The organism is Deinococcus sp. YIM 134068 (assembly GCF_036543075.1).
Classification (GTDB): Bacteria; Deinococcota; Deinococci; order Deinococcales; family Deinococcaceae; genus Deinococcus; species Deinococcus lichenicola.
In genome coordinates this window covers 141,960-166,963 of the sequence record NZ_JAZHPF010000005.1, presented here as the reverse complement: position 1 = coordinate 166,963, position 25,004 = coordinate 141,960, and the positions used below count along the sequence as shown (strand labels likewise).

At 69.9% G+C, this 25,004-nt stretch carries 21 protein-coding genes; 13 read left to right on the top strand and 8 right to left on the bottom strand.

Annotation, left to right across the window (positions count from 1 at the left end; all coding sequences use genetic code 11):
• Positions 1-2: 2 nt before the first annotated feature.
• The gene (locus V3W47_RS07760) at positions 3-809 is read right to left on the bottom strand and encodes an alpha/beta fold hydrolase (protein ID WP_331824625.1); all 807 of its coding nucleotides are present in this window, start codon (positions 807-809) and stop codon (positions 3-5) included.
• Positions 810-932: 123 nt separating this feature from the next.
• On the opposite strand from V3W47_RS07760, the gene V3W47_RS07755 reads away from it, so the two are divergent.
• Both V3W47_RS07755 and V3W47_RS07750 read left to right on the top strand, forming a co-directional pair.
• Complete coding sequence (locus tag V3W47_RS07755) at positions 933-1,394, top strand: RrF2 family transcriptional regulator (protein WP_331824624.1); 462 nt, start codon at positions 933-935, stop codon at positions 1,392-1,394.
• Between the two features lie 158 nt (positions 1,395-1,552).
• Positions 1,553-2,641, top strand: a complete 1,089-nt coding sequence (locus tag V3W47_RS07750) for a quinone-dependent dihydroorotate dehydrogenase (RefSeq protein WP_331824623.1) — start codon at positions 1,553-1,555, stop codon at positions 2,639-2,641.
• Between the two features lie 309 nt (positions 2,642-2,950).
• Here the strand turns inward: V3W47_RS07750 and V3W47_RS07745 are convergent, their stop codons facing one another.
• The 3 genes from V3W47_RS07745 to nirB form a co-directional block, all read right to left on the bottom strand.
• Complete coding sequence (locus V3W47_RS07745; RefSeq protein ID WP_331824622.1) at positions 2,951-3,784, bottom strand: uroporphyrinogen-III synthase; 834 nt, start codon at positions 3,782-3,784, stop codon at positions 2,951-2,953.
• Positions 3,763-4,119, bottom strand: a complete 357-nt coding sequence (gene nirD, locus V3W47_RS07740; protein ID WP_331824621.1) for a nitrite reductase small subunit NirD — start codon at positions 4,117-4,119, stop codon at positions 3,763-3,765. Before nirD ends, V3W47_RS07745 begins: the two co-directional genes overlap by 22 nt.
• A gap of 115 nt (positions 4,120-4,234) precedes the next feature.
• Entirely contained in the window at positions 4,235-6,823 is a 2,589-nt protein-coding gene (nirB, locus tag V3W47_RS07735) for a nitrite reductase large subunit NirB (protein ID WP_331824620.1), read from the bottom strand.
• Positions 6,824-7,036: 213 nt separating this feature from the next.
• Here nirB and V3W47_RS07730 point away from each other — a divergent pair, with 213 nt between their 5' ends.
• The 10 genes from V3W47_RS07730 to ftsZ all read left to right on the top strand — a co-directional run bounded on the left by V3W47_RS07730 (position 7,037) and on the right by ftsZ (position 19,267).
• Positions 7,037-9,166, top strand: a complete 2,130-nt coding sequence (locus V3W47_RS07730) for a molybdopterin oxidoreductase family protein (RefSeq protein WP_331824619.1) — start codon at positions 7,037-7,039, stop codon at positions 9,164-9,166.
• 68 nt (positions 9,167-9,234) lie between these two features.
• Entirely contained in the window at positions 9,235-10,470 is a 1,236-nt protein-coding gene (locus V3W47_RS07725) for an MFS transporter (RefSeq protein WP_331824618.1), read from the top strand.
• Between the two features lie 210 nt (positions 10,471-10,680).
• Positions 10,681-11,427 (top strand): sulfite exporter TauE/SafE family protein, encoded by a 747-nt coding sequence (locus V3W47_RS07720; protein WP_331824617.1) that lies wholly within the window; start codon positions 10,681-10,683, stop codon positions 11,425-11,427.
• A gap of 46 nt (positions 11,428-11,473) precedes the next feature.
• On the top strand, positions 11,474-12,235 hold the full coding sequence (locus V3W47_RS07715) for an AIM24 family protein (RefSeq protein WP_331824616.1): 762 nt from the start codon (positions 11,474-11,476) through the stop codon (positions 12,233-12,235).
• Positions 12,236-12,488: 253 nt separating this feature from the next.
• On the top strand, positions 12,489-13,574 hold the full coding sequence (gene murG, locus V3W47_RS07710) for an undecaprenyldiphospho-muramoylpentapeptide beta-N-acetylglucosaminyltransferase (RefSeq protein WP_331824615.1): 1,086 nt from the start codon (positions 12,489-12,491) through the stop codon (positions 13,572-13,574).
• A 50-nt stretch (positions 13,575-13,624) separates the two neighbouring features.
• On the top strand, positions 13,625-15,022 hold the full coding sequence (murC, locus tag V3W47_RS07705; protein WP_331824614.1) for a UDP-N-acetylmuramate--L-alanine ligase: 1,398 nt from the start codon (positions 13,625-13,627) through the stop codon (positions 15,020-15,022).
• Positions 15,019-15,900: a UDP-N-acetylmuramate dehydrogenase gene (locus tag V3W47_RS07700; RefSeq protein ID WP_331824613.1), complete on the top strand. Its 882-nt coding sequence runs from the start codon at positions 15,019-15,021 to the stop codon at positions 15,898-15,900. The genes murC and V3W47_RS07700 overlap by 4 nt, the downstream gene beginning before the upstream one ends.
• 58 nt (positions 15,901-15,958) lie before the next feature.
• The gene (locus tag V3W47_RS07695; protein ID WP_331824612.1) at positions 15,959-16,684 is read left to right on the top strand and encodes a cell division protein FtsQ/DivIB; all 726 of its coding nucleotides are present in this window, start codon (positions 15,959-15,961) and stop codon (positions 16,682-16,684) included.
• Positions 16,681-18,054: a cell division protein FtsA gene (ftsA, locus tag V3W47_RS07690; RefSeq protein ID WP_331824611.1), complete on the top strand. Its 1,374-nt coding sequence runs from the start codon at positions 16,681-16,683 to the stop codon at positions 18,052-18,054. Before V3W47_RS07695 ends, ftsA begins: the two co-directional genes overlap by 4 nt.
• 133 nt (positions 18,055-18,187) lie before the next feature.
• The gene (ftsZ, locus tag V3W47_RS07685) at positions 18,188-19,267 is read left to right on the top strand and encodes a cell division protein FtsZ (protein ID WP_331824610.1); all 1,080 of its coding nucleotides are present in this window, start codon (positions 18,188-18,190) and stop codon (positions 19,265-19,267) included.
• A gap of 185 nt (positions 19,268-19,452) precedes the next feature.
• Here ftsZ and V3W47_RS07680 read toward each other — a convergent pair whose 3' ends face one another.
• Together V3W47_RS07680 and lepA are read right to left on the bottom strand one after the other, a co-directional pair.
• Entirely contained in the window at positions 19,453-20,415 is a 963-nt protein-coding gene (locus V3W47_RS07680; RefSeq protein ID WP_331824609.1) for an MBL fold metallo-hydrolase, read from the bottom strand.
• A gap of 382 nt (positions 20,416-20,797) precedes the next feature.
• Complete coding sequence (gene lepA, locus V3W47_RS07675; protein ID WP_331824608.1) at positions 20,798-22,585, bottom strand: translation elongation factor 4; 1,788 nt, start codon at positions 22,583-22,585, stop codon at positions 20,798-20,800.
• Positions 22,586-22,955: 370 nt separating this feature from the next.
• Between lepA and V3W47_RS07670 the strand changes: the two genes are divergently transcribed.
• Entirely contained in the window at positions 22,956-23,774 is an 819-nt protein-coding gene (locus tag V3W47_RS07670) for a GNAT family N-acetyltransferase (protein WP_331824607.1), read from the top strand.
• Here V3W47_RS07670 and V3W47_RS07665 read toward each other — a convergent pair.
• Both V3W47_RS07665 and rnhB read right to left on the bottom strand, forming a co-directional pair.
• Positions 23,758-23,973 (bottom strand): hypothetical protein, encoded by a 216-nt coding sequence (locus tag V3W47_RS07665; protein ID WP_331824606.1) that lies wholly within the window; start codon positions 23,971-23,973, stop codon positions 23,758-23,760. The genes V3W47_RS07670 and V3W47_RS07665 overlap by 17 nt on opposite strands.
• A gap of 180 nt (positions 23,974-24,153) precedes the next feature.
• A complete protein-coding gene (rnhB, locus tag V3W47_RS07660) occupies positions 24,154-24,789 on the bottom strand; it encodes a ribonuclease HII (protein WP_331824605.1) in 636 nt (211 codons plus the stop codon).
• Positions 24,790-25,004: the final 215 nt, after the last annotated feature.

Genomic DNA, 25,004 nt, shown 5'->3' with positions numbered 1-25,004 from the left:
GGTTAGAGCGTGGGCAGGAGCGGAAGGAGCAGTGTGTTGAACGCGCCAGGCTGCTCCAGGCTGGGGAGGTGGGCGGTGCCCTCCAGCACGAGGGACCGTGTGCCGGGCAGCACCTCGCCAAGACTCGCGCACCGTTCCTGAAGGTGTGGGAAGTCGAGGTCGCCGCAGATCGCCCATGCCGGGACGGTAATCTTCCCCAGACGCGGCCAGGCGGGGGGTGCGGGTTCCTCCTGCCCCACCTCCGCCCCCCGTAGGGCGATGCCGTTCATGTCGAGGAACAGCTCGCGCACCTCGCCGGACACGCGGCCCTCCTCACCCAGCACGCCGTCCAGCCACACCCGCGCCTCCATCCGGTTGAGGCGGTCGAGGTCGCCGGACGCCTCGGCGGCCTCCAGTTCCTCCAGCAGCGCCTCCACGGGCGCGGGGAAGGTCTCCGTCGCGGGCACTCCACCGATGGAGGGGGCGACGAGGACCAGCCCCTCCACGCGGTCCGAATGGGCCAGGGTGAAGTCGAGCGCGATCTTCCCGCCCTGCGAGCAGCCCACCAGGGTCGCCCGGTCCGCCCCAGCCGCGTCCAGCACCGCGAGCAGGTCCCGGACGTGCGAATAGTCCTCGTCCACGGGCCGCGTCTCCCCGAAGCCCCGGCGGTCGTAGGTCACGACCTGGCACCGCTCGGCCAGGGCCGACGCCTGCGCCCGCCACATCCGGCGGTCCGCGACGCCCGCGTGGAGAAAAACGACCGTCCGCCCCCGGCCTGTAACCTCACCCTTCAGATGTGCCTGACCGCTCCGAGCCTCCAGCGCCGTCATCTCTGCTCCCTCCTTGTCCCGATGTTCAGAGGATAAACGTGGGGGAAGTGCCCCCGTCCCGACCTTCACCAAATGCCAGCAATTCCCTACTCTTCGTCCGGGTTTGGGGGGTAGAATGTCCCCATGTGGGTCTCGACCAAAGCACAGTACGGCCTGCGCGCCCTGATCGAGATCGGGCGGCGTGGGGGAGAAGCCGTGCCGCTCAAGGACGTGTCCGAGCGCCAGGGCATCAGCCAGCACTACCTGGAGCAGATCGCCAGCAACCTGCGCCGGGCGGGCTTCATCAAGAGCGTGCGCGGTGCCCACGGTGGCTACCGCCTCGCCCGCCCCGCCGCCGCCATCAACGCCTACGACGTGGTGACGGCGATGGAGGGCAGCATCGCCCCCGTGTCCTGCGTGGAAGAAGACCACGTGTGCAGTAGCCAGAGCGTGTGCGGCACGGTGGACCTGTGGCACCGGGTGGACGCCGCCCTGCGCGACGTGCTGGGGGCCACCACCCTCGCCGACCTGATCGCCGACAGCGAGCGGCAGGAACACGCGCGGCTGGTGCAGTTGGAGCCGAGCTTCGTGGCACCGCGTCTTTGAGGGCCACACGTTCACTTCCCATCCCGCCCCACGGCGGGAGTTTTTTTGGAGCGGTCAGCTTTCAGCCATCAGCCGTCAGCAAAAGCTCTTCAAGGCTGACGGCTGAAAGCTGACCGCTGACGGCTTCCTTCCCCTCCACCCCCGTATCCTGAAGGGCGATGTACCGCCGAGTCCTCAAGCCCGCCCTCTTCCGCCTCGACGCGGAGGACGCCCACCACCTGACCCTGCGTGCCCTCGGCGCGGCGTCGCGGGTGCCCGCGTGGCCCGGTGCCGCCCGCCGCATCCTGGTGCCCGCCGACCCCCGGCTGACGCAGACGCTGTGGGGCCGCGCCTTCGCCTCCCCGGTGGGCCTCGCGGCGGGACTGGACAAGAACGGGGAGGCCGTGCCCGCCTTCGCGGCGCTGGGCTTCGGCTTCCTGGAGGTCGGGACGGTGACGCCCCTGGGGCAACCCGGCAACGACCGCCCGCGCCTCTTCCGCCTGCCCGACGACGGGGCGCTCATCAACCGCATGGGCTTCAACAATGGCGGCGCAGAGGCCCTGCGTGCCCGCCTCGCCGCGCTGCCCACGAGGACCGCGCCCGTCTGGGTGAACATCGGCAAGAACAAGGCGACGCCGAACGAGGCGGCGGTGGAGGATTACCGCGCCTGCGTCCGCACTCTGTACGAGGTCGCTGACGGTTTCGTGGTCAACGTCAGTTCCCCGAACACGCCGGGCCTGCGGGCACTTCAGGCGGCGGGCGACCTCGCCGACCTCGTGCGTGACGTAGGAGAAGAAGTGGAAGCAGGGCGCGTCCGCACCGCCCGCCGCGCTCCGCCCGTCCTCGTCAAGCTCGCCCCCGACCTGCATCCCGCCGACTTCGAGGCGAGCGTGGGCGCGGTGCTGGAGGCCGGGGCGGACGGCCTGATCGTCAGCAACACCACGCTGGGCCGCGCCGGTCTCACCCACCCCCACCGGGAACAGGCGGGTGGGCTGAGCGGGCGACCCCTCACCGAGCGGAGCACGGCCCTCGTCCGCGACGCCTACCGCCTCACTCGCGGGCGGGTGCCTATCGTCGGCGTCGGTGGCATCTTCACCCCCGAGGACGCCTACGCCAAGATTCGCGCCGGGGCGAGTCTCATCGAGGTCTACACGGCGCTGATCTACGAGGGGCCGCGCCTGCCCATGCGGCTCAACCGTGGACTGGCGGCCCTGCTGGAGCGCGACGGGCTGCGGAATGTGGCAGAGGCGGTGGGGGTGGAGGCGTAGGGCAAAGGTGGGAGGGCAGTTTGCTGTTGCGATGAGCTTGAACGTCATCCGCCGGTTCCCCTTCGCCCAGCCCGTTCACCCCCACCCGGCCTCCCCCCTCAAGGGGAAGGAGCTAAAAGAGCGAGAGCTTGAGGGTTGTTTCCCCTCCCTCCTTGTGGGGGACTCGAAGAGCTGCTTGCAGAGGGCCAGGGAGGGGGTGACAAGCACCGCTCGTCCTCCTGCCAGACGATAAAAACGCTTCGCCTGTCTCACAAGCGAAGAGGGACAGCCCCATCAGCCCGCCCCTCCTCACTCATCCCCCAACCCTCATCACCCCGTCTTCGCCAGCCGTCCCCGCAGCAGCCCCGGCCCATGCTCGGCGGCAGCCCGCACGAGGATGCCCATCTTGTGTGGGTTGGCCTCCAGGTCGATGCGGACGCCGAGTTCGGAGGCGCTCTCGCTGCACGCGGGGCCGATGCTGGCGACGACCATGCTGCCCAGGGCGGCGCGCACCTCGTCTTCCAGGCGCAACCTCCCGGCGAACTTCAGGAAGTGCAGGAGCTGGGTGCCGCTGGAGAGCAGCAGGAAGTCCTGCCCCCCCAGCGCCGTGTCGCGGACGGCCTGTGAGAGCGGCCCCGTGTCGTGCGGGAAGGCGCAGCGGTAGACCGGGATGCTCGTCACGCGCAGGCCCGCGCCGGTCAGCGTACGGAGCATCGCCGGGGGCGTCGGGTCGCCGTGTTCGAGGACGACGGCGTGCTGGCCCGGCTCCAGGGTCTCCAGCAGGTGGGCCTGAACCTCGTGCCAGGTGTGCGGGCGCGGCACGGTGGTCCCGCCCAGGCCGAAGGTCTTGAGCGCCTGCGTCGGCTTGTTGCCCCGTGCGACGAGGGGCACGTCCTTGAGGGTCTCCAGGTGCCGGGGGTCCCGCGCCGCGAGGTCGCGCAGGAACATCTTCGTCCCCACGCCCGTCATGCAGGCGACCGCGTGGATGTCGCGTGCGGCGAGGGCCGTCTCGAAGCGGGTCAGGTGCGCGCCCAGGTCGAGCTTCTGCTCGCGCATGCTCGGCGCGACCGTCACCTCCCCGTTGTACTTCTGAATCAGGGTCGCCATCTCGTCGGCGCGCCGGGACTCCAGGCTCAGGACCTTCAGCCCGCCGAACCAATCCACACGTCACCGCCTTCCACACGCGCCGGGTAGGTCGGGACGCTCACCGCCGGGTCGTCCAGGCTCACGCCCGTTTCCAGGTCGAAGGCGTGCTTGAGCAGTGGCGAGGCGACCTTCAGCGTGTCGCCCTTGCTGCCGGTCAGCCCGCGCGAGAGCACGTTCGCGCCCGTGAAGGGGTCGCGGTTCCCCAGCGCGAAGACGCGCCCGGCCACGTGGAACACGGCGATCTGCTCGCCGCCTACCAGCGCACATACGCCGGTCCCCGGCAGGATGTCGGGGAGGGCACACACGCGCGTCCAGGTCGATTCGGAGGAAGGGGGAGTTACGGTCAGGGTCATGGGTGCTCCTTCGGACTCGTAGAGCTGCTTGCAGAGAGGCTGGTCGCGTGTGGCCTGTGGCTTGTGGAGAGAACCTTTCCTACAGGCCACGCGCCACAAGCCACACGCCGTCTTCTCAATCGTCCCCGCCCGCCATCGGCAGCGGAGTCAATTCATGCTCGCTGTGCTCATGGGGAAAGGCCGGGCGAATCTGGCCGCGCTCGTCCACCCACTGGATCGCGTTGTCGCGGGCGTCGGAGTTGATGAAGGTGCGGAAGCGCGCGAGGCCCGCCGGGTCGGCGAGCGCGGCGGCCCACTCGTCGAAGTAGGTGTCCACGTGCCCCGCCATCGCCGCGTCGAGGTCGGCGCAGATGCCCAGCGAGTCGTCCATGATGACGGCCCGGAGGTAGTCCAGCCCGCCCTCCAGGTTCTCCAGCCAGGTGCTCGTCCGCTGGAGGCGGTCGGCGGTCCGCACGTAGAACATCAGGAAGCGGTCGAGGGTGCGGATCAGCGTCTCCTCGTCCAGATCGGAGGCGAGCAGGACCGCGTGCCTGGGCGTCACGCCGCCGTTGCCGCCGATGTAGAGATTCCAGCCCTTCTCGGTGGCGATGATGCCGAAATCTTTGCCGCGTGCCTCGGCGCATTCGCGGGTGCAGCCGGAGACGCCCGACTTGAGCTTGTGCGGGGAGCGCAGGCCCCGGTAACGCAGTTCGAGCTTGACGGCCAGGCTGGTGGAGTCCTGCACCCCGTAGCGGCACCACGTCGAGCCGACGCAGCTCTTCACCGTCCGCAGGCTCTTGCCGTAGGCGTGCCCGCTCTCGAAGCCCGCCGCGATGAGTTCGCCCCAGATCGCGGGGAGGTCGTCGCGCTGTGCGCCGAGGAGGTCGATGCGCTGCCCGCCCGTGATCTTGCAGTACAGGCCGTACTTCTTGGCGACCGCCCCCAGCGCGATGAGCCTGTCGGGTGTGATCTCGCCGCCCGCCACGCGCGGCATCACCGAGTAGGTGCCGTTCTTCTGGATGTTCGCCAGGAAGGCGTCGTTCGTGTCCTGAAGCTGCGCGTGTTCCGTCTTGAGCACATACTCGTTGTGCAGGCTCGCCAGGATGCTCGCCACGGCGGGCTTGCAGGTCTCGCAGCCCAGGCCCGTGCCGTGCGCCGCCAGCACCTCGTCCCAGGTGCGGTAGCCCCTGACCTTGATGATGTTGAACAGTTCCTGCCGTGAGTGCGGGAAATGCTCGCAGATGTGGTTGACGACCGTTTCCCCCAGCCGCCGCAACTCAAGCTGGAGAAGGCTGTGCATGCTCGGCACGCAGCCGCCGCAGCCCGTCCCCGCCCCGGTGCATTTCTTCAGGCCCGCCACGTCGCGGCAGCCGCCCTCGATGGCCTCCACCAGCGTGTTCGTGCGGACGTTCTCGCACGAGCAGACGAGGGCGTTCGCGCTGACGGGCAGGGCTGCACCACCGGGCAGGGGCGGCACGATCAAGGTCTCGGGCGGGACCGTGAGCGGCGTCCCCGACATGGCGAGGTCGAGCAGGTCGCCGTAGCGGGCGGTATCGCCCACGAGCAGGCCACCCAGCACCCGCGTTCCATCCGGGCTGAGGACGAGCCTGGAGTACGTGCCGCGCACGTTGTCGCTCAGGCTCACCGAGCGCGAGCCTTGCGTCTGCCCCTTCGCGTCCCCGAACGAGCCGACCTCCACGCCGAGGAGCTTGAGCTTGGTGCTGAGGTCCGCGCCGATGAATTTGGCGTCGCCGGACTCGCTCAATCCCAGGTCGGACAACAGGTTCGCCGCCGCCACCTTCGCCATCGCGTAGCCGGGGGCGACGAGGCCGTAGACCCGCCCGTTGTGGAGGGCGCACTCCCCGACCGCGTACACAGCGGGATCGCTCGTCACGCAGCGGTCGTCAACCTGAATGCCGCCGCGCTCCCCGACCGTGACACCACACGCGCGGGCGAGGTCGTCACGCGGTCGGATGCCCGCCGAGAAGACCACCAGATCGGTCTCCAGCCGCGAGCCGTCCGCGAAGGCAAGAGCAGTGACGCGCCCCGTCTCGTCCGTACTCACCTCGCTCGTCGCCTTCGAGGTGTGGACGCCGATGCCCATGTCCTCGATGATCCGTTTCAGCAGCGCCCCGCCCTCCACGTCGAGCTGAGCGGGCATCAGGTGGGGGGCGAACTCGACCACGTGCGTCTTCAGCCCCAGCTTGCGGAGTGCCCCGGCGGCCTCCAGCCCGAGCAGCCCGCCGCCGATCACGACACCAGTTTTTGCTCCCTGAGCGGCGGTACGGATCGCGTCCAAATCGTCCAGCGTGCGGTACACGAAGCAGCCCGTCGCGTCCTTGCCAGGAATGGGCGGCACGAAGGGGAAGGAGCCGGTGGCGAACACGAGGGCGTCGTAGGCGAGGGTCTGCTCCCCGGCCTTGCCCGTCACGGTGACGGTGCGCGAGTCGCGGTCCACGTTGCTGGCGCGGCCCCACGCAATGTTCACGCCCTGTCCCCCATACCCGGCCTCGGTGGCGAGGGAGAGATCGGGGCGGTCGTCGTCGAAGTGGGCGCTCAGGCGAACGCGGTCGTAGGCGAGGCGCGTCTCCTCGCTGACCACGGTGATCTTCAGAACGTCGGCATCGGCCCCGGCGCGCAGGAGGTCCACGAGGCGGTGGCCGACCATGCCGTTCCCGACGACGACGACGTGAGGGAGATGGGTCTGGGGGGTGGGTTGGCTCATCGGTTCCTCCGGGCGGGCGGAGAACTCACCCGCCTCAACGCCCCCATTGGGCGGGAAGGCGTGCATATTGTCAACACCGAATACGTTAGTTGACCATATATGGCCCAAAGTCACCCAGACGGTATCACTTCCACTCGCAATTTGTCTAAAATTTCTGGTACGTCTCGCAAATTTGGCCTTGACGAGCCTTTCCCCTGCTGCCAACGTGCCCCTATGTCAACGGCCCCCCCCGCTCCCCGCGACCCGGCCACGCGCGTGGTGCGGACGACCTGCCCGTACTGCGCGGTGCAGTGCAACTTCGACCTTCACCTCGAGAACAACCTGCCCGTCAAGATGGCCCCGACGAAGGAGTGCCCGGTCGCTCACGGCACCGTCTGCAAGAAGGGCCTGGCCGCCCTGAACGATGTGCGCCACCCCGAACGGCTGACCACGCCCCTGCTTCGCAAGAACGGCGAACTCGTGCCCGTGGGCTGGCCCGAGGCGCTGGCGTACGTGGCCGATGCCCTGAATCCCCTCCTCGCCACCCGGCCCGATGCGGTGGGCGTCTTCGGCAGTGGCAGCCTCACGAACGAGAAGACCTACCTCCTCGGCAAGTTCGCGCGGCTCGCGCTGCGAACGGCGAACATCGACTACAACGGGCGCTACTGCATGGCCTCGGCGGCGACGGCCCTCAACCGCACGGTGGGCTACGACCGGGGGCTGGGCTTTCCGCTGGGGGACATGGCGACGAGCGACCTGATCCTGCTGGTCGGCGCGAACATCGCCGAGACGCTGCCGCCGATCATGCAGTACCTCAAGGGGGCGCGGGACCGGGGCGCGGCGGTGTACTCCATCGACCCACGCGCGACCTCGACCGCGAAGGTGGCCGGGCGTCACCTCGCCGTCCGCCCCGGCTCGGACGGGGTGCTGGCGCTGGGCCTGCTCCACCTCATGAAGGAGTGGGGCCGCATCCGCCCGACCGCCCCCGCCCACGGCATGACCGAGGTGCTGTGGCAGGCCGACGACTACCCGCCCGCCCGCGTCGCGCACGAGTGCGGGATCACGGAAGAAGAGGTATTGACGCTCGCCCGCCTGTACGCCGACGCCCAGAAACCCCTGATCCTGACCGGGCGCGGCCCCGAGCAGCACGCGCACGGCACGGACACCGTCCACGCCTACCTCAACCTCGCCTTCCTGACCGGGCACTTCGGCAAGCCGGGGGGCGGCTACGGCACGCTGACCGGGCAGGGCAACGGCCAGGGCGGGCGCGAACACGGGCAGAAGGCCGACCAGCTCCCCGGTGCCCGCAGCCTGCGGAACCCCAAACACCGCGCCGAGATGGCCGCCCTGTGGGACTGTGAGCCGGAGGACCTGCCCCAGCCCGGCGTGAGCGCGCAGGAACTTCTGAACGCCTGCGGGCAGCCGGACGGGATCGAGGCCCTGATCGTCCTCGGCTCCAACCCGGTCGTCAGCGCGGCGGGGGCGGGGCAGGTGCGCGAGCGGCTGGAGGCGTTGCGCCACCTCATCGTCATCGACTTCCTGCCCAGCGAGACGGCGCAACTCGCCACGCTGGTCCTGCCCGGTGCCATGTGGTGCGAGGAGGAGGGGACGACGACCAACCTGGAGGGCCGCGTCCAGCGCCGCCGAAAGGCGATCACAGCCCCCGGCGCGGCGCGGGAGGACTGGCGCATCCTGTGTGACCTCGCAGAAGCCGTCGGGCGGCCCCACGGCTTCACCTACGCGACCTTCCGGGAGCTTCAGGACGAGTTCTTCCGGGCGACGCGGGGCGGCGTGGCCGACTACAGCGGCCTGAGCGCCGAGCGGCTGGACCGCGCGACCGCCCAGTGGCCCATTCCCAGCGCCGACGGCCCCGACACCCCCCATGCCTACGCCCCGACGTACCCGACGCCCGACGGCCTCGCGCGGCTGCACACGCCGAGCTTCCCGCCGCCGCCCGCGCCCCGGCAGCTTCTCCTCACGACCGGGCGGCTGGGCAACCAGTACCAGAGCGGCACCCAGACCCGCCGCAACCCGGCCCTGCGCGCCACGCTGGAACTTCAGGTCCACCCCGAGACCGCCCGTGAGCGCGGCCTTCAGGCCGGGGACACCGCCCGCCTCACCACCCGCCACGGCACCCTCGACCTGCCCGTGGCCCTCAACCCCGGCCTGCGCCCCGACACCCTCTTCGTGCCCTTCCACTGGGCGGAGAGTGCCAACCTCCTCACCAGCCCCGACAGCCTCGATCCGTATTCCCGGATGCCCGCCTTCAAGGCGACGCCCGTGAGTCTCTCGCCCGTGCCCGTCGCCGTTCCCGAACCTCGTTCCACCCGAACCGCCCCGCTGGAGGGGGGAGTGCCCGTCTGACCGATTCCCCTCCTCCTGTCTGTCCTCATCACTCAACCCTCATCACCCATCCCTTCCGAGGTTCCCCCATGACCCACCCCGCCAACCTCCCGCTCTCCGCGCCCGCCCTCTCCGCCGACGCCCGGCGCGTCGTGACGTGGAGCACCCTCGGCTTCACGCTGATGTTCGCCGTGTGGGTGATGTTCTCCATCGTGGGGCTGCCCATCCGCAAGGAACTCGGCCTGACGGACGCGCAGTTCACGCTGCTGACGGCCATCCCCGTGCTGACGGGTTCGCTGCTGCGGCTCCCGGCGGGACTGCTCGCCGACCGCCTCGGCGGCAAGAAGATGTTCCTGGCCGTGACGCTCGTCACCGCCGTGTTCTCGCTGGCGCTGGCGTTCGCCTCCGGCTACAACGTCCTGCTGGCCCTGGCGCTCGGGGTGGGGCTGGCGGGCGTGAGCTTCGCGGTGGGGAACGCGTGGATCGCCCAGTGGGTGCCCGCCTCCCGGCAGGGCCTCGCGCTGGGGACCTTCGGGGCGGGGAACGCGGGGGCGAGCATCACCAAGCTCGCCGCGCCCGCGCTCATCACGGTCATTCCCGCCGGACTCCTCATCCCTGGTGGCTGGCACTTCGTCCCCTTCGTGTTCGCGCTGATGCTCGTGGTGTGCGCGCTGCTCACCTCCCGCCTCACGCCCGCCGATGCCGCCGTCCGCCCCCAGCGCACCCTCGCCGACTGGCTGCGGCCCCTGGGAGGCGCTCAGGTGTGGCGTTTCGGGCTGTATTACGTGGTGTTCTTCGGCGCGTACGTGGCCCTGAGCCTCTTCCTGCCGAAGTACTACGTGGACCACTACGGCATCCCGCTCGCTCAGGCGGGCCTGCTGACCGCCCTGTTCATCTTCCCGGCGAGCCTGCTGCGGCCCCTGGGCGGCTATCTCAGCGACCGCTTCGGGCCGCGTGGCGTGACGGTCGCCTCCTTCGCGGTGATGCTTGTGGGCCTGCTGCCCCTCACCCGCGAGCTGCCGCTGACCACCTTCCTGCTGCTCACCACCGTCGTCGGCGTGGGCATGGGCGTGGGCAAGGCGAGCACCTACACCCTCGTCGCGCAGTGGTACCCCGGCCAGATGGGCGTCGTCGGCGGCCTCGTCGGGCTGCTCGGCGGGCTGGGCGGCTTCATCCTCCCGCTGGCCTTCGCGGCGCTGCGGCCCTCGCTGGGCGTGCAGGCGGCCTTCACCATCCTGCTCGCGGTGACGTTCGTGAGCGTCGTGGTCTTCGTGGCGAGCATGTTGCGCCTGCGGGCGCTCGGGCGTCGTCCCAGCTTCGCGTAAGTCGGACCTGTGGAGGGGCGGGGGCATGGTCCCTCGCCCACTTTTTGTTGGCTGGAGAAGGGCGAGCGTTGCTTGCCACCCCTCTCCCCGACCCTCTCCCGCAAGGGGAGAGGGAGCGAAAGGCCCGTTCGTCCGCTTTGAACGCCGTTCAAGCCCCTCCCTCATCCCTCCCCGACCCCGTGTTAGCCTCCTCCCCGTGATGCTGCCTTGATGCTCGCCGTCATCGCCGTCGGTCTGCTCGCCGGGGTGCTGGGCGCGATCCTCGGCCTCGGCGGCGGCGTGATCGTCGTGCCCGCGCTGGAGTTCGTGCTGCCGCTCTACGGGCGCGACATCACCATCTCGCAGGCGGTGGCGGTCTCGCAGATCGGGGTGCTGGCGGTGGGCCTCAGCGGCGCGGCGAGTTATCTCAGGCAGGGGCTGGTGCGGGCGAGGACGGGCTACCTGCTCTCGCCGTACACGATCCTGGGGGGCGCTCTGGGCAGTTTTCTGGGGCTGGTGCTGCCCGCGCGGGCGGTGGCGACGGTCTTCGCGGCCCTGCTGCTCTATTCCGCCTACAACCTCCTGCGTGGATTGAAACGGGTGGAGGTCGAGCGCCCGCCCAGCCGCCTCGTGCCTCCCGCGATGACCTTCGCCGGAGTGATGAGCGGCCTGCTCGGCATCGGCGGGGGGACGGTGCAGGTGCCGGTGCTCAATCTGCTCGCGGGGGTGCCGATCCGGCAGGCCATCGCCACCAGCACCTTCATCATGGGGTTGACCGCCGTGGGGAACGCCCTTGTGTACCAGGCGGGTGGGCTGCTCGACCTGCCCCTCGCGGCGGGGGTGGCGCTGGGCGTGCTGATCGGCGCGCGGGCGGGGGCCGGGCTGCAAAGCCGCATTCCCGCCGCACGGCTCAAGCTCTTTTTCAGCCTCCTCCTGATCTTCACGGCGGGGCAGCTCCTCTGGAAGTACTGGGCCTGACTGCGCTCCCGGAACCCTTCCGCCCCTCATCCCGTACCTTGAGGGCATGACGAATCCTTCCAACTCCGACGGCAGCTACAGCCTCCGCGACTTCCTGGCCCAGACCGCCGAGCGTGACAATCCCGGCGAGGTCTTCGAGCTGGAGAGCAGCAAGATGCTGGAGGTCAAGGTCCAGGGCCGCATCTGGAGCAAGCTCGGCGCGATGATCGCCTACAAGGGCAACCTCTCGTTCAAGCGCGAGGGCACGCTGGAGAGCGGGCTGATGAAGGCCCTCAAGCGCGCGGTGAGCCAGGAGATGAGTCCCCTCGCCAAGATCGAGGGCCGGGGCGTCGCCTACCTCGCCGACCAGGGGAAGGAAGTGACGATTCTGCGCCTCGCGGGTGACAGCCTGAACGTCAGCGGGAACGACCTCCTCGCCTTCGAGGACTCCGTGCAGTACGACATCACCATCCAGCGCCGGGCGGCGGGCATGGCAGCGGGCGGCCTGTTCAGCGTGCGACTCCAGGGCAACGGATTGGTCGCGATCCTCAGCCACGGCAAGCCGCTGACCCTGCGCGTGACGCAGGGCGAGCCGGTCTTCACCGACCCCAACGCGACGGTGGCGTGGAGCGGCAACCTCCAGCCCCAGTTGCGGATGGATGCCAGCCTGAAGAGCATGTTCGGGCGCGGCGGTGGAGAGACGTACCAGATGGTCTTTCAGGGCGACGGCTTCGTGGTCGTGCAGCCCTACGAGGAGTTCGAGCAGGGGCTGGGCGGCGAGAGCGGCGGCGGGAGCGTGGGGCGCTCGCTGGGGGACCTGTTCGACTGAGCCGTCAGCTTTCAGCCGTCAGCCGTCAGCGAGGTGCTGGCGGCTTTTTTTGGTACGGGTTGAAGGGGAGGCCGTCTGGACAGCATGACGGGAAGCCGAATGTCACGCTCTTTCGGTGGAGACCGGAGAGGTTCTCTGGCTCGACCGGATGAGCTTGGCAGACCACGATTTCGGCAAACTGTTCTCCCCCATCCTCGCCCTCTTCTAAAGCGCACCCCGCCTGTCCCCGTCTCAGGCTCTACACTCCCTCCCGATGAGTCTGGTCGTCATGGCAACGGGAGGCACGGGAGGCCACATCTACCCGGCGGTCGCCACCGCGCGCGAGCTGATGGCGCGGGGGCGTGAAACGCTGATCCTCGGGCAGCGGGGCGGGATGGAGGAGCGGGTGGCGCGTGAGCAGGGTCTCGCCTTCCAGGGCGTGGACGCCGGGAAGCTCGCCCGCAGCGGGCAGGGCCGCCCCGACCCGCGCGAACTCCTGCGCGCCGCGCGTGGGCTGGGGGAGGCCCGCGCGTTCCTGCGTGACGCCCGACCCGCCGCCGTCGTCGGCTTCGGCGGCTTCGCCAGCCTGCCCGGCGTGCTGGGAGCGCAGAGTCTCGGCCTGATCACCGTCTTGCACGAGCAGAACGCCCGACTCGGCCTCACCCAGCGGCTCGCGGCGGGGCGGGCGCGGGCGGTGGGCACGGCGTACCCGCGCGTGGTCGGGCTGCCGGAGCGCAAGGCCACGATGGTCGGGATGCCCGTGCGCGAGGAACGGTTGCCCCGCTCGGAGGCCCTCGCCCGGCTCGGCTTGCAGGAAGGACCGCTCACCATCCTCGTGATGGGTGGCTCGCAGGGGTCGCTGGCGCTGAACGGCGCGGTGCCCGACACGCTGCGGCATGTCCTCGGCATCGAGGGCCTACTTCCCGAGGGGGCCGCCGTGCAGGTCATCCACTCCACGGGGCCGCGCTGGCTCTCGGACGTGGTGCCGCGCGTGCGCGATCTGCCGTGGTATCACCCGGTCGGCTTCGTGGACGCGGTGGCGGCGTGGTCGGCGGCGGACCTGGCGATCACGCGGTCGGGCACGGGCACGCTCGCGGAGGCGGCCCTTCATGGCGTCCCGCTCGTGATGGTGCCCCTGCCCGAGTCGGCGGAGAACCACCAGCTTCACAACGCGCGGAGCGTGGAGGCGGCGGGAGCTGGACGGGTCGTGGAGCAGGCGAGGGTGGAGGAGGCGCTGGGCGGGGCGGTGTTAGAGTGTGCGTCGCCCGGCACACGCGCGGCGATGCGGGAGGCGGCGCTGGCCCGCACCCCGGCGGGCGCGGCGGCCAGGTTCGCGGACCTCGTGGAGCGGCACCTGTAGTTTGAGTGGTTTAGTACTTCCTGTCGTGACGCGCGCCCAACCCTTCAACCATGACTGACTCCCCCCCTGACCAACCCGGCGGCCCAACCCTCCTCCCGCCCCACTACCACCTGATGGGCATCGGCGGCATCGGCGTCAGCGCCTTCGCCCGGCTCCTCGCGGCGCGCGGGGTGCGGGTCAGCGGGTGCGACGCGGCCCCCTCCGAACTCACCGCCGAGCTGGAGCGCGAGGGCATCCCCGTGTCGGTGGGGCATGACCCGGCCCACGTGGCGGGCGTGGACGTGCTGATCGCGTCGGAGGCGGTGCCCAAGAGCCACCCCGAACTCGTCGCGGCGCGGGCGGCGGGGGTGGAGGTGCGGCCCCGGATGGCTCTGCTGGACGAGTTGTTACGCGCCGGTCCCTCGGTGGGCGTGGTCGGCACCCACGGCAAGACCACGACGACGAGCATGATCGCCGTGGCGATGGCGGGCGCGGGACTCGACCCGGCGGCCTTCGTGGGCGGCATCGTGCCCGAGTTCGGGAGCAACGCGCGGGTGGGGGCGGGTCCCTTCGTCGCCGAGGTGGACGAGTCCGACCGGGGCTTCGCGGCGCTGGTGTGCGAGACCGCCGTCTTCACGAACGCCGAGGACGACCACGTGGGCGGCAATCAGGCGACCTACTGGGAGACGGTGGAGGAGCAGCACGCCGCCTTCGCGCGCTTCGTGGGGCAGGCAGGGCGGGTCCTGCTGTGCGCCGACTGGCCGGGACTGGGGGAGCTGTGCGCCGGGGCACGCGAGCGGCTGACTTATGGGCGGGCGGACGGGGCCGACTACCGCGCCGTGAATCTGCGCCCGGACGCGGAGGGGACGACCTTCACCGTCGAGTATCAAGGTCAGAGATTGGGAGAGGCTCGCGTCGCCCTGCCCGGCACCCACAACGTCCTCAACGCGCTCGCGGCGCTGGCGGTCACGCACCTGTACGGGGGCGACTTCGGGCAGGCGGCGGCGGCACTGGCGGAGTTCCGGGGGCCGGGGCGGCGCTGGCAGCGGGTCGGGCAGCTCAACGGGGCGCTCGTGGTGGACGACTACGCGCACAACGCGACGAAGGTGGCGGCGGCGGTGCAGGCGGCGCGGCAGACCGGGCGACGGGTGCGGGTGGTCTTCCAGCCCCACCGCTACCTCCGCACCCAGCAGTCGTGGCCCCGCCTCGCCGACGCGCTGATGGACGCGGACGAGGTGCTGCTCCTCGACATCGCGGCGGCCTCGGAACCTCCCATCCCCGGCATCCACGCCACGCTCATCAGCGACCGGATGACGGAGCGCGGTCACGCGGGCGTCCGCTACCTCCCCGACCGGGCGGAGGTCGTGCGCCGCTTGCGTGAGACGGCCACGGGCGGCGACATCATCGTGACGATGGGGGCCGGGGACGTGTGGAAACTGTCGCGCGAGCTGGCGGGGGTGAGGGCGTGACCCTGACGCAGCCCAGCCGCACGGGTGCCCGCGTCGAGCGCCTGCCCCTCGCCCGCTTCACGACGTTGGGGGTGGGTGGTGAGGCCGAGGTGTGGTTCGTCTCCGGCCCGGAGCAACTTGCCGAGGCGATGGAGGCCCCCTACCGCATCCTCGGCGGCGGCAGCAATCTCGTCATCGCGGATGAAGGGCTGCCGGAGCGCATCATCCGTTTGGCTGGAGTGCTCGCGGAGGCCGACCTGACGCCCGACTCGGAGCTGAGCGATGGGGAAACCGTCGTCACAGGCTGGGTGGGCGGCGGCGTGCCCCTCCCCGGCCTCATCCGCAAGTTGCAGAAGCTCGGCCTCTCCAACCTGGAGGGCACGGTCGGCATCCCCGCGCAGGTCGGCGGGGCCGTGTGGATGAACGCGGGCACGCGCTACGGCGAGACCTTCGACGGACTGCACACGCTGGAGATCGTGACACCAGAGGGCACGAGACGGGTCACGCCGGATGATCTGGACTGGGGCTACCGCCAGAGCGGCATTCCGAGGAACCACGTCGTCTCACGGGTGCGTTTGAAGCTGCGCCGCTCCACACCCGAAGACGTGCTCGCCAAAATGGAGTTCGCCGATACCGCCCGCAAGGGTCAGCCCAAGATGAAGACGCCCGGCTGCGCCTTCAAGAATCCCGGTGGGGTGTCGGCGGGCAGGCTCATCGACGAGGCGGGACTGAAGGGCACGCGCGTCGGGAACGCGATGATCGCGCCCGAACACGCCAACTTCATCGTCAATCTGGGTGGGGCGAGCAGCGCCGACGTTCACGCGTTGCTGGGCCTCATCCGGGGGCGGGTCGGCGTGCCGCTGGAGCTGGAGTACGAGCTGTGGCCGGAGCAGGGGTGAGGTTGCCCCGTCCCCCTCGCCTCATCCCCCTGATCCCGGCGGTGGCAGGATAGGGGCCGTGATCGACACCGAACCGCGCCCCAAGAACTACCGGGTCTCACCCCCTCCCCCGCCGGAGCCGGAACCCGCCGCCGCTCCCGTCTCCGTCTTCGGCTCCCAGGAACAGGCGAAACGTCGCCGGAAGCTGTGGGCCGCGCTGGCCCTCCTGCTCGCCCTGGGTGCCCTCGTCGGCCTGTGGTTCGGTCTGCCCGTCCGCACGGTTACAGTGAGCGGCCAGTCGCGGTTGAGTGAGGCGCGGGTCCGTGAACTCGCGGGGCTGACGCCGGGCTTCTCGTGGGCGTATTACGGGCGGTGGCGGTCGCGGGGGCTGGAGGCTCATCCCTGGATTCAGTCGGCGCAGGTCACTCGCCGGTTCCCGGACACGGTGGAGGTCCGCCTCACCGAGCGCGTCCCGTACGCCCGCTGGCGCAAGCCGGACGGGGAGATCGTGGCGGTCGCGCCCGACGGGACGGTGCTGCCCGCCGCCGAGAACGTGGCGCGGCTGCCCCTGCTCGGCGGCTGGGGACCGGAGCGCCTCATGGACGCCCTGTTCGTCGCCCGCGCGATGGAGCGTTACAATGTGCAATCGGTTGCCTACACGCCGTCCGGCGTCACGGTGAAAACGGCGAGTGGCACGGTGTGGAGCGGCGACCCCAGGACCCTGCTGAACTATGCGGGGGCCGTCACGCAGTTTCCCGGCAAACGAATCCACATCTACCCCTGGGGGGTGAGCGTCCAGGAATGAAGGACAACCCGATCATCGTGGGGCTGGATATCGGCACCACCAAAATCACCACCGTTATCGGCGAGGTCGCGCCGAACGGGGCCGTGGACATCATCGGCATGGGGACCGTGGCGAGCGAGGGCATGAAGCGCGGTTCGGTCGTGAATCTGGAGCGGGCCACCCACGCCATCCGCCAGTCGGTGCAGGCCGCCGAGCGCATGAGCGGCGTGCGGGTGGCGAGCGTGTTCGTGTCGGTGCCCGGCAACCACGTCAAGGCGATCACGAGCCACGGCCTCGCCGCCATCCGCCGCAACCAGGAGATCGGCCAGCCCGATGTGGACCGCGCCATCGAGAACGCCCGCGCGGTGCCGCTCGATCCCAACCTCGAAATCCTGCACACGCTGCCGCAGGAGTACGTCGTGGACGGCCAGGAGGGCATCAAGAGTCCGGTCGGGATGCACGGCGTCCGGCTGGAGGTGGATGTCCACATCGTCGCCGGGACCGCCGGGCCGCTGATGAACCTGCGCCGCTGCGTGCAGGAGGCGGGGCTGCGGGTGGAGGGCTTCGCCTTGCAGGCGCTCGCCTCGGGCCTCGCCACGCTGGAGGCCGCCGAGCAGGCGCAGACGGTCATCGTGATTGATCTGGGCGGCGGCACCACCGACGTGAGCGTGTTCAAGCGGGGCAACCTCGCGCACTCGGCGTGTATTCCCATCGGCGGCGAGCATGTGACGGCGGACCTCGCGCAGATTCTCAAGCTGCCCACCGAGGAGGCCGAGAACGTCAAGCGCAAGTTCGGGGCCGCCATCCCCGACCTCGCCGACCCCGACCTGACGCTGGAGATCACCACCCCGTCGGGCAACCTCCTCACGGTGAGCGCCTTCGAGCTGTCGCGCATCATCAAGCCCCGCCTCGCCGAAATTTTCGGGCTGGTACGTGACGAGATCGACCACGCCCTCGGCCCGGTGGAGTTCGTGGCGCAGGGGGTGGTGCTGACGGGCGGCGCTTCCATGCTGCGCGGCACGGTCGAACTCGCCCGCGACCGCTTCAAGGTGCCTGTCCGGCAGGGGCGTCCGCGCGGCATCGGCCACCTCACCGAACTCGTGAGCGGCCCGGAGTACGCGGCGGGCGTGGGCCTCGTGCTGTACGGCATCGGGCAGGACGGCAAGGTGCCCACCGCCGTCTTGCAGGAGGAGGCCAAGCCCACGCCGCCCACCGCGCCCACCCCGCCGACCCCCGGCAACGGGGCGAAGGGCGGGGGCGGGGGTGCGGAGGCCGTCACCTCGACCGCCGTCACCCCGCCCCAGCCCCGCAAGGAACGGCCCAGGCCGAAGGAGGGGGAGGGAAGCGGGCTGATCGACCGCATCCGCAACGCCATCAAGGAATGGATGTAGGGGGAGACAGGGAGACGGTCCACGCCGTCCGGCCAGCTCTGCCGTGGGGGGGAGTCACGGCGGGGGTGGGGTACACTACCTCGCGTGAAGTCGGTCACACCCGTCAGTGGGGGGCCGTTCTTAAGGAGACAAGATGCAAGCGGCCAGAATACGGGTGATTGGCTTGGGCGGCGCGGGTAACAACGCCGTGAACCGCATGATCGAATCGGGACTCGAAGGGGTGGAATTCATCGCCGGAAACACCGACGCGCAGGTGCTCGCCAAGAGCCACGCCGAGGTCCGCATCCAGCTCGGCGACCGCCTGACGCGCGGGCTGGGGGCCGGGGCCGACCCCGAGGTGGGCGAGAAGGCCGCCATCGAGGACCGCGAGCGCATCAAGGAGTACCTCGACGGCACCGACATGCTGTTCATCACGGCGGGCATGGGCGGCGGCACGGGCACGGGCAGCGCCCCGGTGGTCGCCGAGATCGCCCGCGAGATGGGCGTCCTCACCGTCGCCATCGTGACCCGGCCCTTCAAATTTGAGGGACCCAAGCGGCTGCGCGTGGCGGAGGAGGGCATCAACAAGCTCACCGAGCGCGTGGACGGCATGATCGTGGTGAACAACGAGAAGCTGCTGACCGCCGTGGACAAGAAGGTGAGTTTCCGCGAGGCGTTCCTGATCGCCGACCGGGTGCTGTACTACGGGGTCAAGGGCATCAGCGACGTGATCAACGTCGAGGGGATGATCAACCTCGACTTCGCGGACGTGCGGAACCTGCTCGCCAACTCGGGCACGGTGCTGATGGGCATCGGCGCGGGCCGGGGCGAGAAGGTCTCCGACGAGGCCGCCATGAGCGCGATCCACTCGCCGCTGCTGGAGCGCGGCATCGAGGGGGCGCGGCGCATCCTCGTGAACGTGACGGGCGGCTACGACCTCTCGATGACGGACGCCAACGAGATCGTCGAGAAGATTCGCCAGGCGACCGGCTTCGAGGACCCCGACATCCTCTTCGGCATCACGCCCGACGAGGCCGCCGGGGACGAGGTGCGCGTCACCGTCATCGCCACTGGCTTCGGCGAGGCACCCTTCCAGACGGGCTTCGGCCTGGGCACCGGGCGCGGCACGAGCATCGATACCCTCGTCCGGCCACGCACGGGCCAGACCACGGGCCAGTACGACGCGAAGGACTACGAAATTCCCGCCTTCCTGCGCGTGGGCGGGCGCGACTGAGCGCAGGGCAGGGCAGGGGCAGGAGCAGGAGAGGGGGAGCCGGGGCCGGAATGCCTGCGGCTCCTCCCTCATCTTTGTCCCCGTCGTCTCAGGGCGAGGCTTACCAGGCCTGTCACCCTGAGCGCGGGCGTTGGGTCCCCACGAGGGGTGGGGCCTGCGCTGACGCTCGACTTTCGCGTCCCGCCTCAGCGCCGCCGCCCGCGCAGCAGGAGCACCAGCCCCGCCCCCGCGAGGGCGTACAGCACGAGCCTGCCGCGTGAGTCGGGGGCGCTCGTCGTCCCTCCCGGTTCACCCATCGGCACCGGATGGTCGAGATACCAGCCGCGCACGGGCCGCGCCGCCTCGTCGAAGTTGCGGGCGAGGCGGTGCAGCTCAATCGCCATTTCCGGGCAGAACATGGGGTGCCCGTGCCCGGTCGCGGCGAGGTCGGGGTCGAGGTTGGCGAGCGAGCGCACCGAGTCGCGCGCCGCGTCCCAGTTGGGCGTGTAGTACGCGGGCGGCCCGTGAACGATAGTCGGGCGCAAGGTGAGCGCCCCCGTCACCGTCTCCTGCCGCGTGGTCACGAAGGCGTCGCCCACGATCAGCGTCCGGTCCGAGTCCCGCCAGAGCGAGACGTGCCCCGCCGTGTGCCCCGGTGTGTGAAGCACCTGCCAACCGGGCAAGAAGGCCAGTTCGCCGCCTTCCGGCAGGGCGTGGACATGGGGCCGGAAGTCGAAGGGGCCGGGCAGGAAGGCCGGGGACAGGGTGCTCATCACGCCGCCCACCGTCGGGTCGGGGAAGGGATAGGGCCGCTCGCCCGTGAGGTGGGGCAGCTCCAGCGAGTGTGCGTAGACGGGCACCCGCCATTCCCGCAGCAGCTCGCGCAGCGCCCCGATGTGGTCGAGGTGCCCGTGGGTGAGGACGATGGCCTCCGGTGCCCGCCCCCGGTGGTGCCGCTCCGCCGCCGCGCGGATCAGTCCCGCCATGCCCGGCATCCCCGCGTCCACGAGGACCCACGGTTCCCCCGGATGGCCGAGCAGGTAGACGTTGACCATCGGCAGGCGCACGCGCACCACGTCCGGGCGTAGCACCTGGGTGCCCCCGAAGGTCGAGACGGGGGGAGCGGGGGGACGGATGGCGGCGAGGGCGGGGGAGGGAGAGTGGGTCATGGGGGCGCGTCCTTTCGTGGGAGGAGGGGGCCGCGTGGGCCGTTCGTCCACACGCTAGGCATTCGGCGGGACAGGAGGGGCCGGGCCGGACTCATGGAGGCTTAACGCCCGTGCGATGGGAGGAAGAGGCTCTCCCCACTGGCCTCTCTACGCCCGGCCTGTTCACCCCCTCTGCTTCGCAGCTCTACGAGTCCCAGCCTCCCCCCTCAAGGGGAGGAGTTAAAAACACAGCTCTGAACAGAGTCTTCTTATTCCAGTACCAATTACAGAACATCCCGGCTCTTCGGTGGAAGGCGACAAAAAACAGCCCCAGCACATGCTGGGACCGCCTGTTGTGGTGTTCGCAGGCTGCTGGAAGCTGGCCGCTGGCCGCTGGCCGCCCCTACTCCTCCGTGCTCAGCACCGCCAGGAACGCCTCCTGCGGCACCTCCACCGTCCCGATCTGCTTCATGCGGGCGCGGCCCTTCTTCTGCTTTTCGAGCAGCTTCTTCTTGCGGCTGATGTCGCCGCCGTAGCACTTCGCCAGCACGTCCTTGCGGTACGCCTTCACGGTCGCGCGGGCGATGATCTTGCCGCCGATGGTCGCCTGCACGGGCACCGGGAACATCTGCCGGGGAATGACCTCGGCCATCTTGTCCACGATCTTGCGGCCCAGTGAGTACGCCTTATCCTCGTGGACGATGACGGCGAGCGCGTCCACCACCTCGTTGTTCACGAGGATGTCCACCTTGCGGAGTTCGCCCTCCCGGTAGCCGATCTGCTCGTAGTCCATGCTGGCGTAGCCGCGCGAGATGGATTTCAGGCGGTCGTGGAAGTCGTACAGAATCTCGGCGAAGGGCACCTCGTAGATCAGCTCCACGCGCTTGCCGACGTAATTCATCGTGACCATCGAGCCGCGACGCTCCTGGAGAAGCTGCATCACGGTCCCGACGTATTCCTCCGGCTGCATCACCGAGAGCTTGATGTACGGCTCCTCCACCGTCGTGATGCGGTCGCGGGTGGGAAATTCGGCGGGATTCTGGGTCTCGAAGACCTCGCCGTTCGTCAGCGTCACCCGGTAAACCACGGCAGGCGCGGTGGCGATCAGGTCGAGGTCGTACTCGCGCTCCAGCCGCTCCTGAATGATCTCGGCGTGGAGGAGGCCCAGGAAGCCGCAGCGAAAGCCGAAGCCCAGCGCCTCGGACGTTTCGGGGTCGAAGGAGAAGGCCGCGTCGTTGAGCTTGAGTCTCTCCAGCGCCTCGCGCAGGCGGCGGTAGTCCTCGGTGTCGGTGGGGTAGAGGCCGGAGAAGACGACGGGCTGCGCGGGTTTGAAGCCGGGGAACGGCTCGGGGGTGGGGCGGTCCTTCTGGGTGATGGTGTCGCCCACCTGCGCGTCGTGGATGTCCTTGATGCCCGCCGCGACCCAGCCGACCGCGCCCGCCGGGAGGGAGTCGCCCACCACCAGCCCCGGCGTGAAGGTGCCCACCTTGTCCACGTCGAAGGTCTTGCCCGAGTTGAACAGCATGATGGGCAACTTGGGGGTCAGGGTTCCCTCCAGCACCCGCACGAACAGGATCACGCCCTGGTAGGCGTCGTAGAAGGAGTCGAAGATCAGCGCCTTGAGGGGAGCGTCGGGGTCGCCGGGCGGCGGCGGGATGTGCTCGACGATGGCTTCCAGCAGCTCGTCCACGCCCTGCCCGGTCTTGCCCGACGCGAACACGGCCCCCTCGGCGGGAATGCCGATCACGTCCTCCAGCTCCTGCGCGGCCCCTTCCGGGTCGGCGGCGGGGAGGTCGATCTTGTTGACGACCGGGATGATCTCCAGATTGTTGTCGATGGCGAGGTAGGCGTTCACGATGGTCTGTGCCTCCACCCCCTGCGAGGCGTCCACGAGGAGGAGGACGCCCTCGCACGCGGCCAGAGAACGTGAGACCTCGTAGTTGAAGTCCACGTGGCCCGGTGTGTCGATCAGGTTGAAGGTGTAGCTCTCGCCGTCCGCGCGGGTGTAGGTCAGGCGCACGGGCGTGGATTTGATGGTGATGCCGCGCTCGCGCTCCAGTTCCAGCGTGTCGAGGGTCTGGTCGCGCTTGTCGCGCTCGCCCATCGCGCCCAGCCGCTCCAGAATGCGGTCGGCGAGCGTGGACTTACCGTGGTCCACGTGGGCGATGATGGAGAAGTTTCGGACGTTCACAGCATGCAGTGTAGCGGTGGGTCACGGGGGGCAAATAGGACGCCACCCGGAGAGGGGGAAAGGTTTGGAAGGCGTGCGGGAGCCTGTGCGCGTCCTGTTTCACCTGAACGGGTACACGAAGCTGGTCTACGAACGGGGTGGAATGCTGGACAACCCGACGTTTGACCTTCCCACGCGCCTGATCCCGTGTCACGTTCGGGCCATAGGGTCACGGTTTCTCTACGAGTGGAAGCCTCCACCCCGTGGTCTGAGCTTGAGCGCCGACGAAGTGCGGGAGCATCACGCCCGCCATACGCGGTCTCTCGAACTCGCCGCCTCTGAGTCTGGGATGGAGTCGTGAGGGGACCGGGTGAGCGGCTAGAGTTCAATCATGCCCCGCACGCCCCGTTCCCTCGGCTACCAGACCGACCTCGCCCTCCTGCGGCTGGAGGGGTCGCAGACGGATGAGCGGGAGGGTTACACGGTCGTCCGCACGCCGGGCAACCCGACCTTCTGGTGGGGCAACTTCCTGCTGCTGCATGAGCCGCCGGAACCGGGCAGCCTGGAGACGTGGCTCGCCCAGTTTCGTGAGGCGCATCCGCAGGCCGCCCACCTCGCTCTCGGGGTGGACGCGCGAGATGGACGGTTGGAGGCCGGGAGCGAGTTCGAGGCGGCTGGCCTTCAACCCTTTCGCAACACCGTCCTGACCACCGAGCGGACCACGCCGATTCGGCCCCTTCCGCCCGAAATCACTCTCCGCCCCCTGGCTTCAGAGGCAGACTGGAAAGAGACCCTCGCCCTGCGTCTCGCCGTGAACGCCGCCGACCCGGAGAGGCACGAGGAGACGAGCTACCGGGCTTTTACCGGGCGCAAACTCGCCGCCCTGCGCGCCGCCGGGGAGGCCGGGCACGGGGCGTACTTCGGGGCCTTCGAGGGGAAGAAGATGCTCTCCGGCCTCGGCGTGTATAACGCGGGCGGGGGCGTCACGCGCTATCAGAACGTGGAGACGCACCCCGACGCGAGAGGCCGGGGGCTGGCTGGAAACCTCGTTCACCACGCGGGAGAGTGGGCGCGGGAGAACCTCTCCGCCCGCACCCTCGTCATCGTCGCCGACCCCGAGTATCACGCGCAGAGGCTCTACGAGCGGGTCGGCTTCCGGCCCACGGAGGTGCAGCTCGGGTTCGAGCGCCCGCCTACGCCTCGTCCTTGAGGGCCGCCGCGTTGTAGCGGTTGGCGAGGATGAAGAAGGTCGGTGCCCACAGGCCGACGAAGATGCCGAAGCGTTCGCCGTGCGAGCGTTCCTCGTCGGTGGTCGCGCGTCCGCCCTGGGTGAACCAGATGGTGATGGACCCCAGAATCGAGGCGAGTCCGGCGATGGTGAGCAGGTTGGCGAGGTTGCGGTTTTGCATGGGGCAACTCCTCTCCGGTCGCGTCCAGGTCTGGCTTCGAGGACCGGCCCGCGAAAGCCACCCTGCCCGGCGCGGGGCGGCCCTTCCGCGTTGATGAGGTTCACTGTGTGATGGGCCGTGCCCCAACTCTGCGGGATGTGAGACAAGTCACCGTCTACGCCCCGGAGGATAAAGACCCGCTCAAGCCTCCCCGCTCAGCAAGCGGGCGATGGGCGCGAAGGAGCGGCGGTGGAGGGGGGTCACGCCCAGCCGTTCCAGCGCCGCGCGGTGGGCAGGAGCGCCGTACCCCTTGTGCCCGGCGAAACCGTAGCCTGGATGCTGGCCCTCCAGTTCCGTCATCAGCGCGTCACGCTCCGTCTTGGCGAGGAGGCTGGCCGCCGCCACCGTGTAGCTCAGGGCGTCGGCGCGGGCGGGCCACAGCAGGGGGAGGGGCGTGTTCAGCCGCAGGTAGTCCGTGATGAGCGCCTGGGGGGCCGGGTCCAGCCGCGCGAGCGCCCGATGTGCGGCGGCGTGCGTGGCCCCGAGGATGTTCAGGCGGTCGATTTCCTCCGGCCAGGCGTGTTCGACTGCCCAGCTCAGCGCCACGCGCCGCACCTCGGCAGCCAGCCTCACCCGCTCGCCCGGCGGGAGCTGCTTGCTGTCGCGGAAGGGCCATTCCTCCGCCGTGCCCGGCAGGATCACCGCCGCCACCGTCACCGGCCCCGCCCACGCGCCGCGCCCCGCCTCGTCCACCCCGGCGACCCGGAAGAGGCCCCGCCGCCAGTGCTGCCGCTCGAAGCCCCAGTCGGGCGTGACGCTGGGGGCGGGGGCGGGCATGGGAGGGAGGGTAGCAGCCAAAGGGTCGAGGGGTCAGGGGGTCGAGGGGTCCTCCCACTTGAACGCCTGATGGGAATTGCGGGTTGGGAACAAGGAGCGTTCTCGTCGTCCAGCAAGAGGACGAGCGCCGCTCGTCACCCCTCTCCCCAGCCCTCTGCTTCGCAGCTCTACGAGTCACCCGCAAGGGGAGGGGGAGCAAGAAGCACTTCTGGCAC

Coding starts and splice junctions, on each gene's coding strand:
- V3W47_RS07680 (WP_331824609.1), bottom strand. CDS start 20,415: ATGACCCACTCTCCCTCCCCCGCCCTCGCCGCCATCCGTCCCCCCGCT.
- rnhB (WP_331824605.1), bottom strand. CDS start 24,789: ATGCCCGCCCCCGCCCCCAGCGTCACGCCCGACTGGGGCTTCGAGCGG.
- nirB (WP_331824620.1), bottom strand. CDS start 6,823: ATGAGCCAACCCACCCCCCAGACCCATCTCCCTCACGTCGTCGTCGTC.
- V3W47_RS07720 (WP_331824617.1), top strand. CDS start 10,681: ATGCTCGCCGTCATCGCCGTCGGTCTGCTCGCCGGGGTGCTGGGCGCG.
- V3W47_RS07725 (WP_331824618.1), top strand. CDS start 9,235: ATGACCCACCCCGCCAACCTCCCGCTCTCCGCGCCCGCCCTCTCCGCC.
- V3W47_RS07715 (WP_331824616.1), top strand. CDS start 11,474: ATGACGAATCCTTCCAACTCCGACGGCAGCTACAGCCTCCGCGACTTC.
- ftsZ (WP_331824610.1), top strand. CDS start 18,188: ATGCAAGCGGCCAGAATACGGGTGATTGGCTTGGGCGGCGCGGGTAAC.
- V3W47_RS07750 (WP_331824623.1), top strand. CDS start 1,553: ATGTACCGCCGAGTCCTCAAGCCCGCCCTCTTCCGCCTCGACGCGGAG.
- V3W47_RS07755 (WP_331824624.1), top strand. CDS start 933: ATGTGGGTCTCGACCAAAGCACAGTACGGCCTGCGCGCCCTGATCGAG.
- V3W47_RS07760 (WP_331824625.1), bottom strand. CDS start 809: ATGACGGCGCTGGAGGCTCGGAGCGGTCAGGCACATCTGAAGGGTGAG.
- ftsA (WP_331824611.1), top strand. CDS start 16,681: ATGAAGGACAACCCGATCATCGTGGGGCTGGATATCGGCACCACCAAA.
- nirD (WP_331824621.1), bottom strand. CDS start 4,119: ATGACCCTGACCGTAACTCCCCCTTCCTCCGAATCGACCTGGACGCGC.
- V3W47_RS07670 (WP_331824607.1), top strand. CDS start 22,956: ATGCCCCGCACGCCCCGTTCCCTCGGCTACCAGACCGACCTCGCCCTC.
- V3W47_RS07665 (WP_331824606.1), bottom strand. CDS start 23,973: ATGCAAAACCGCAACCTCGCCAACCTGCTCACCATCGCCGGACTCGCC.
- V3W47_RS07730 (WP_331824619.1), top strand. CDS start 7,037: ATGTCAACGGCCCCCCCCGCTCCCCGCGACCCGGCCACGCGCGTGGTG.
- murG (WP_331824615.1), top strand. CDS start 12,489: ATGAGTCTGGTCGTCATGGCAACGGGAGGCACGGGAGGCCACATCTAC.
- murC (WP_331824614.1), top strand. CDS start 13,625: ATGACTGACTCCCCCCCTGACCAACCCGGCGGCCCAACCCTCCTCCCG.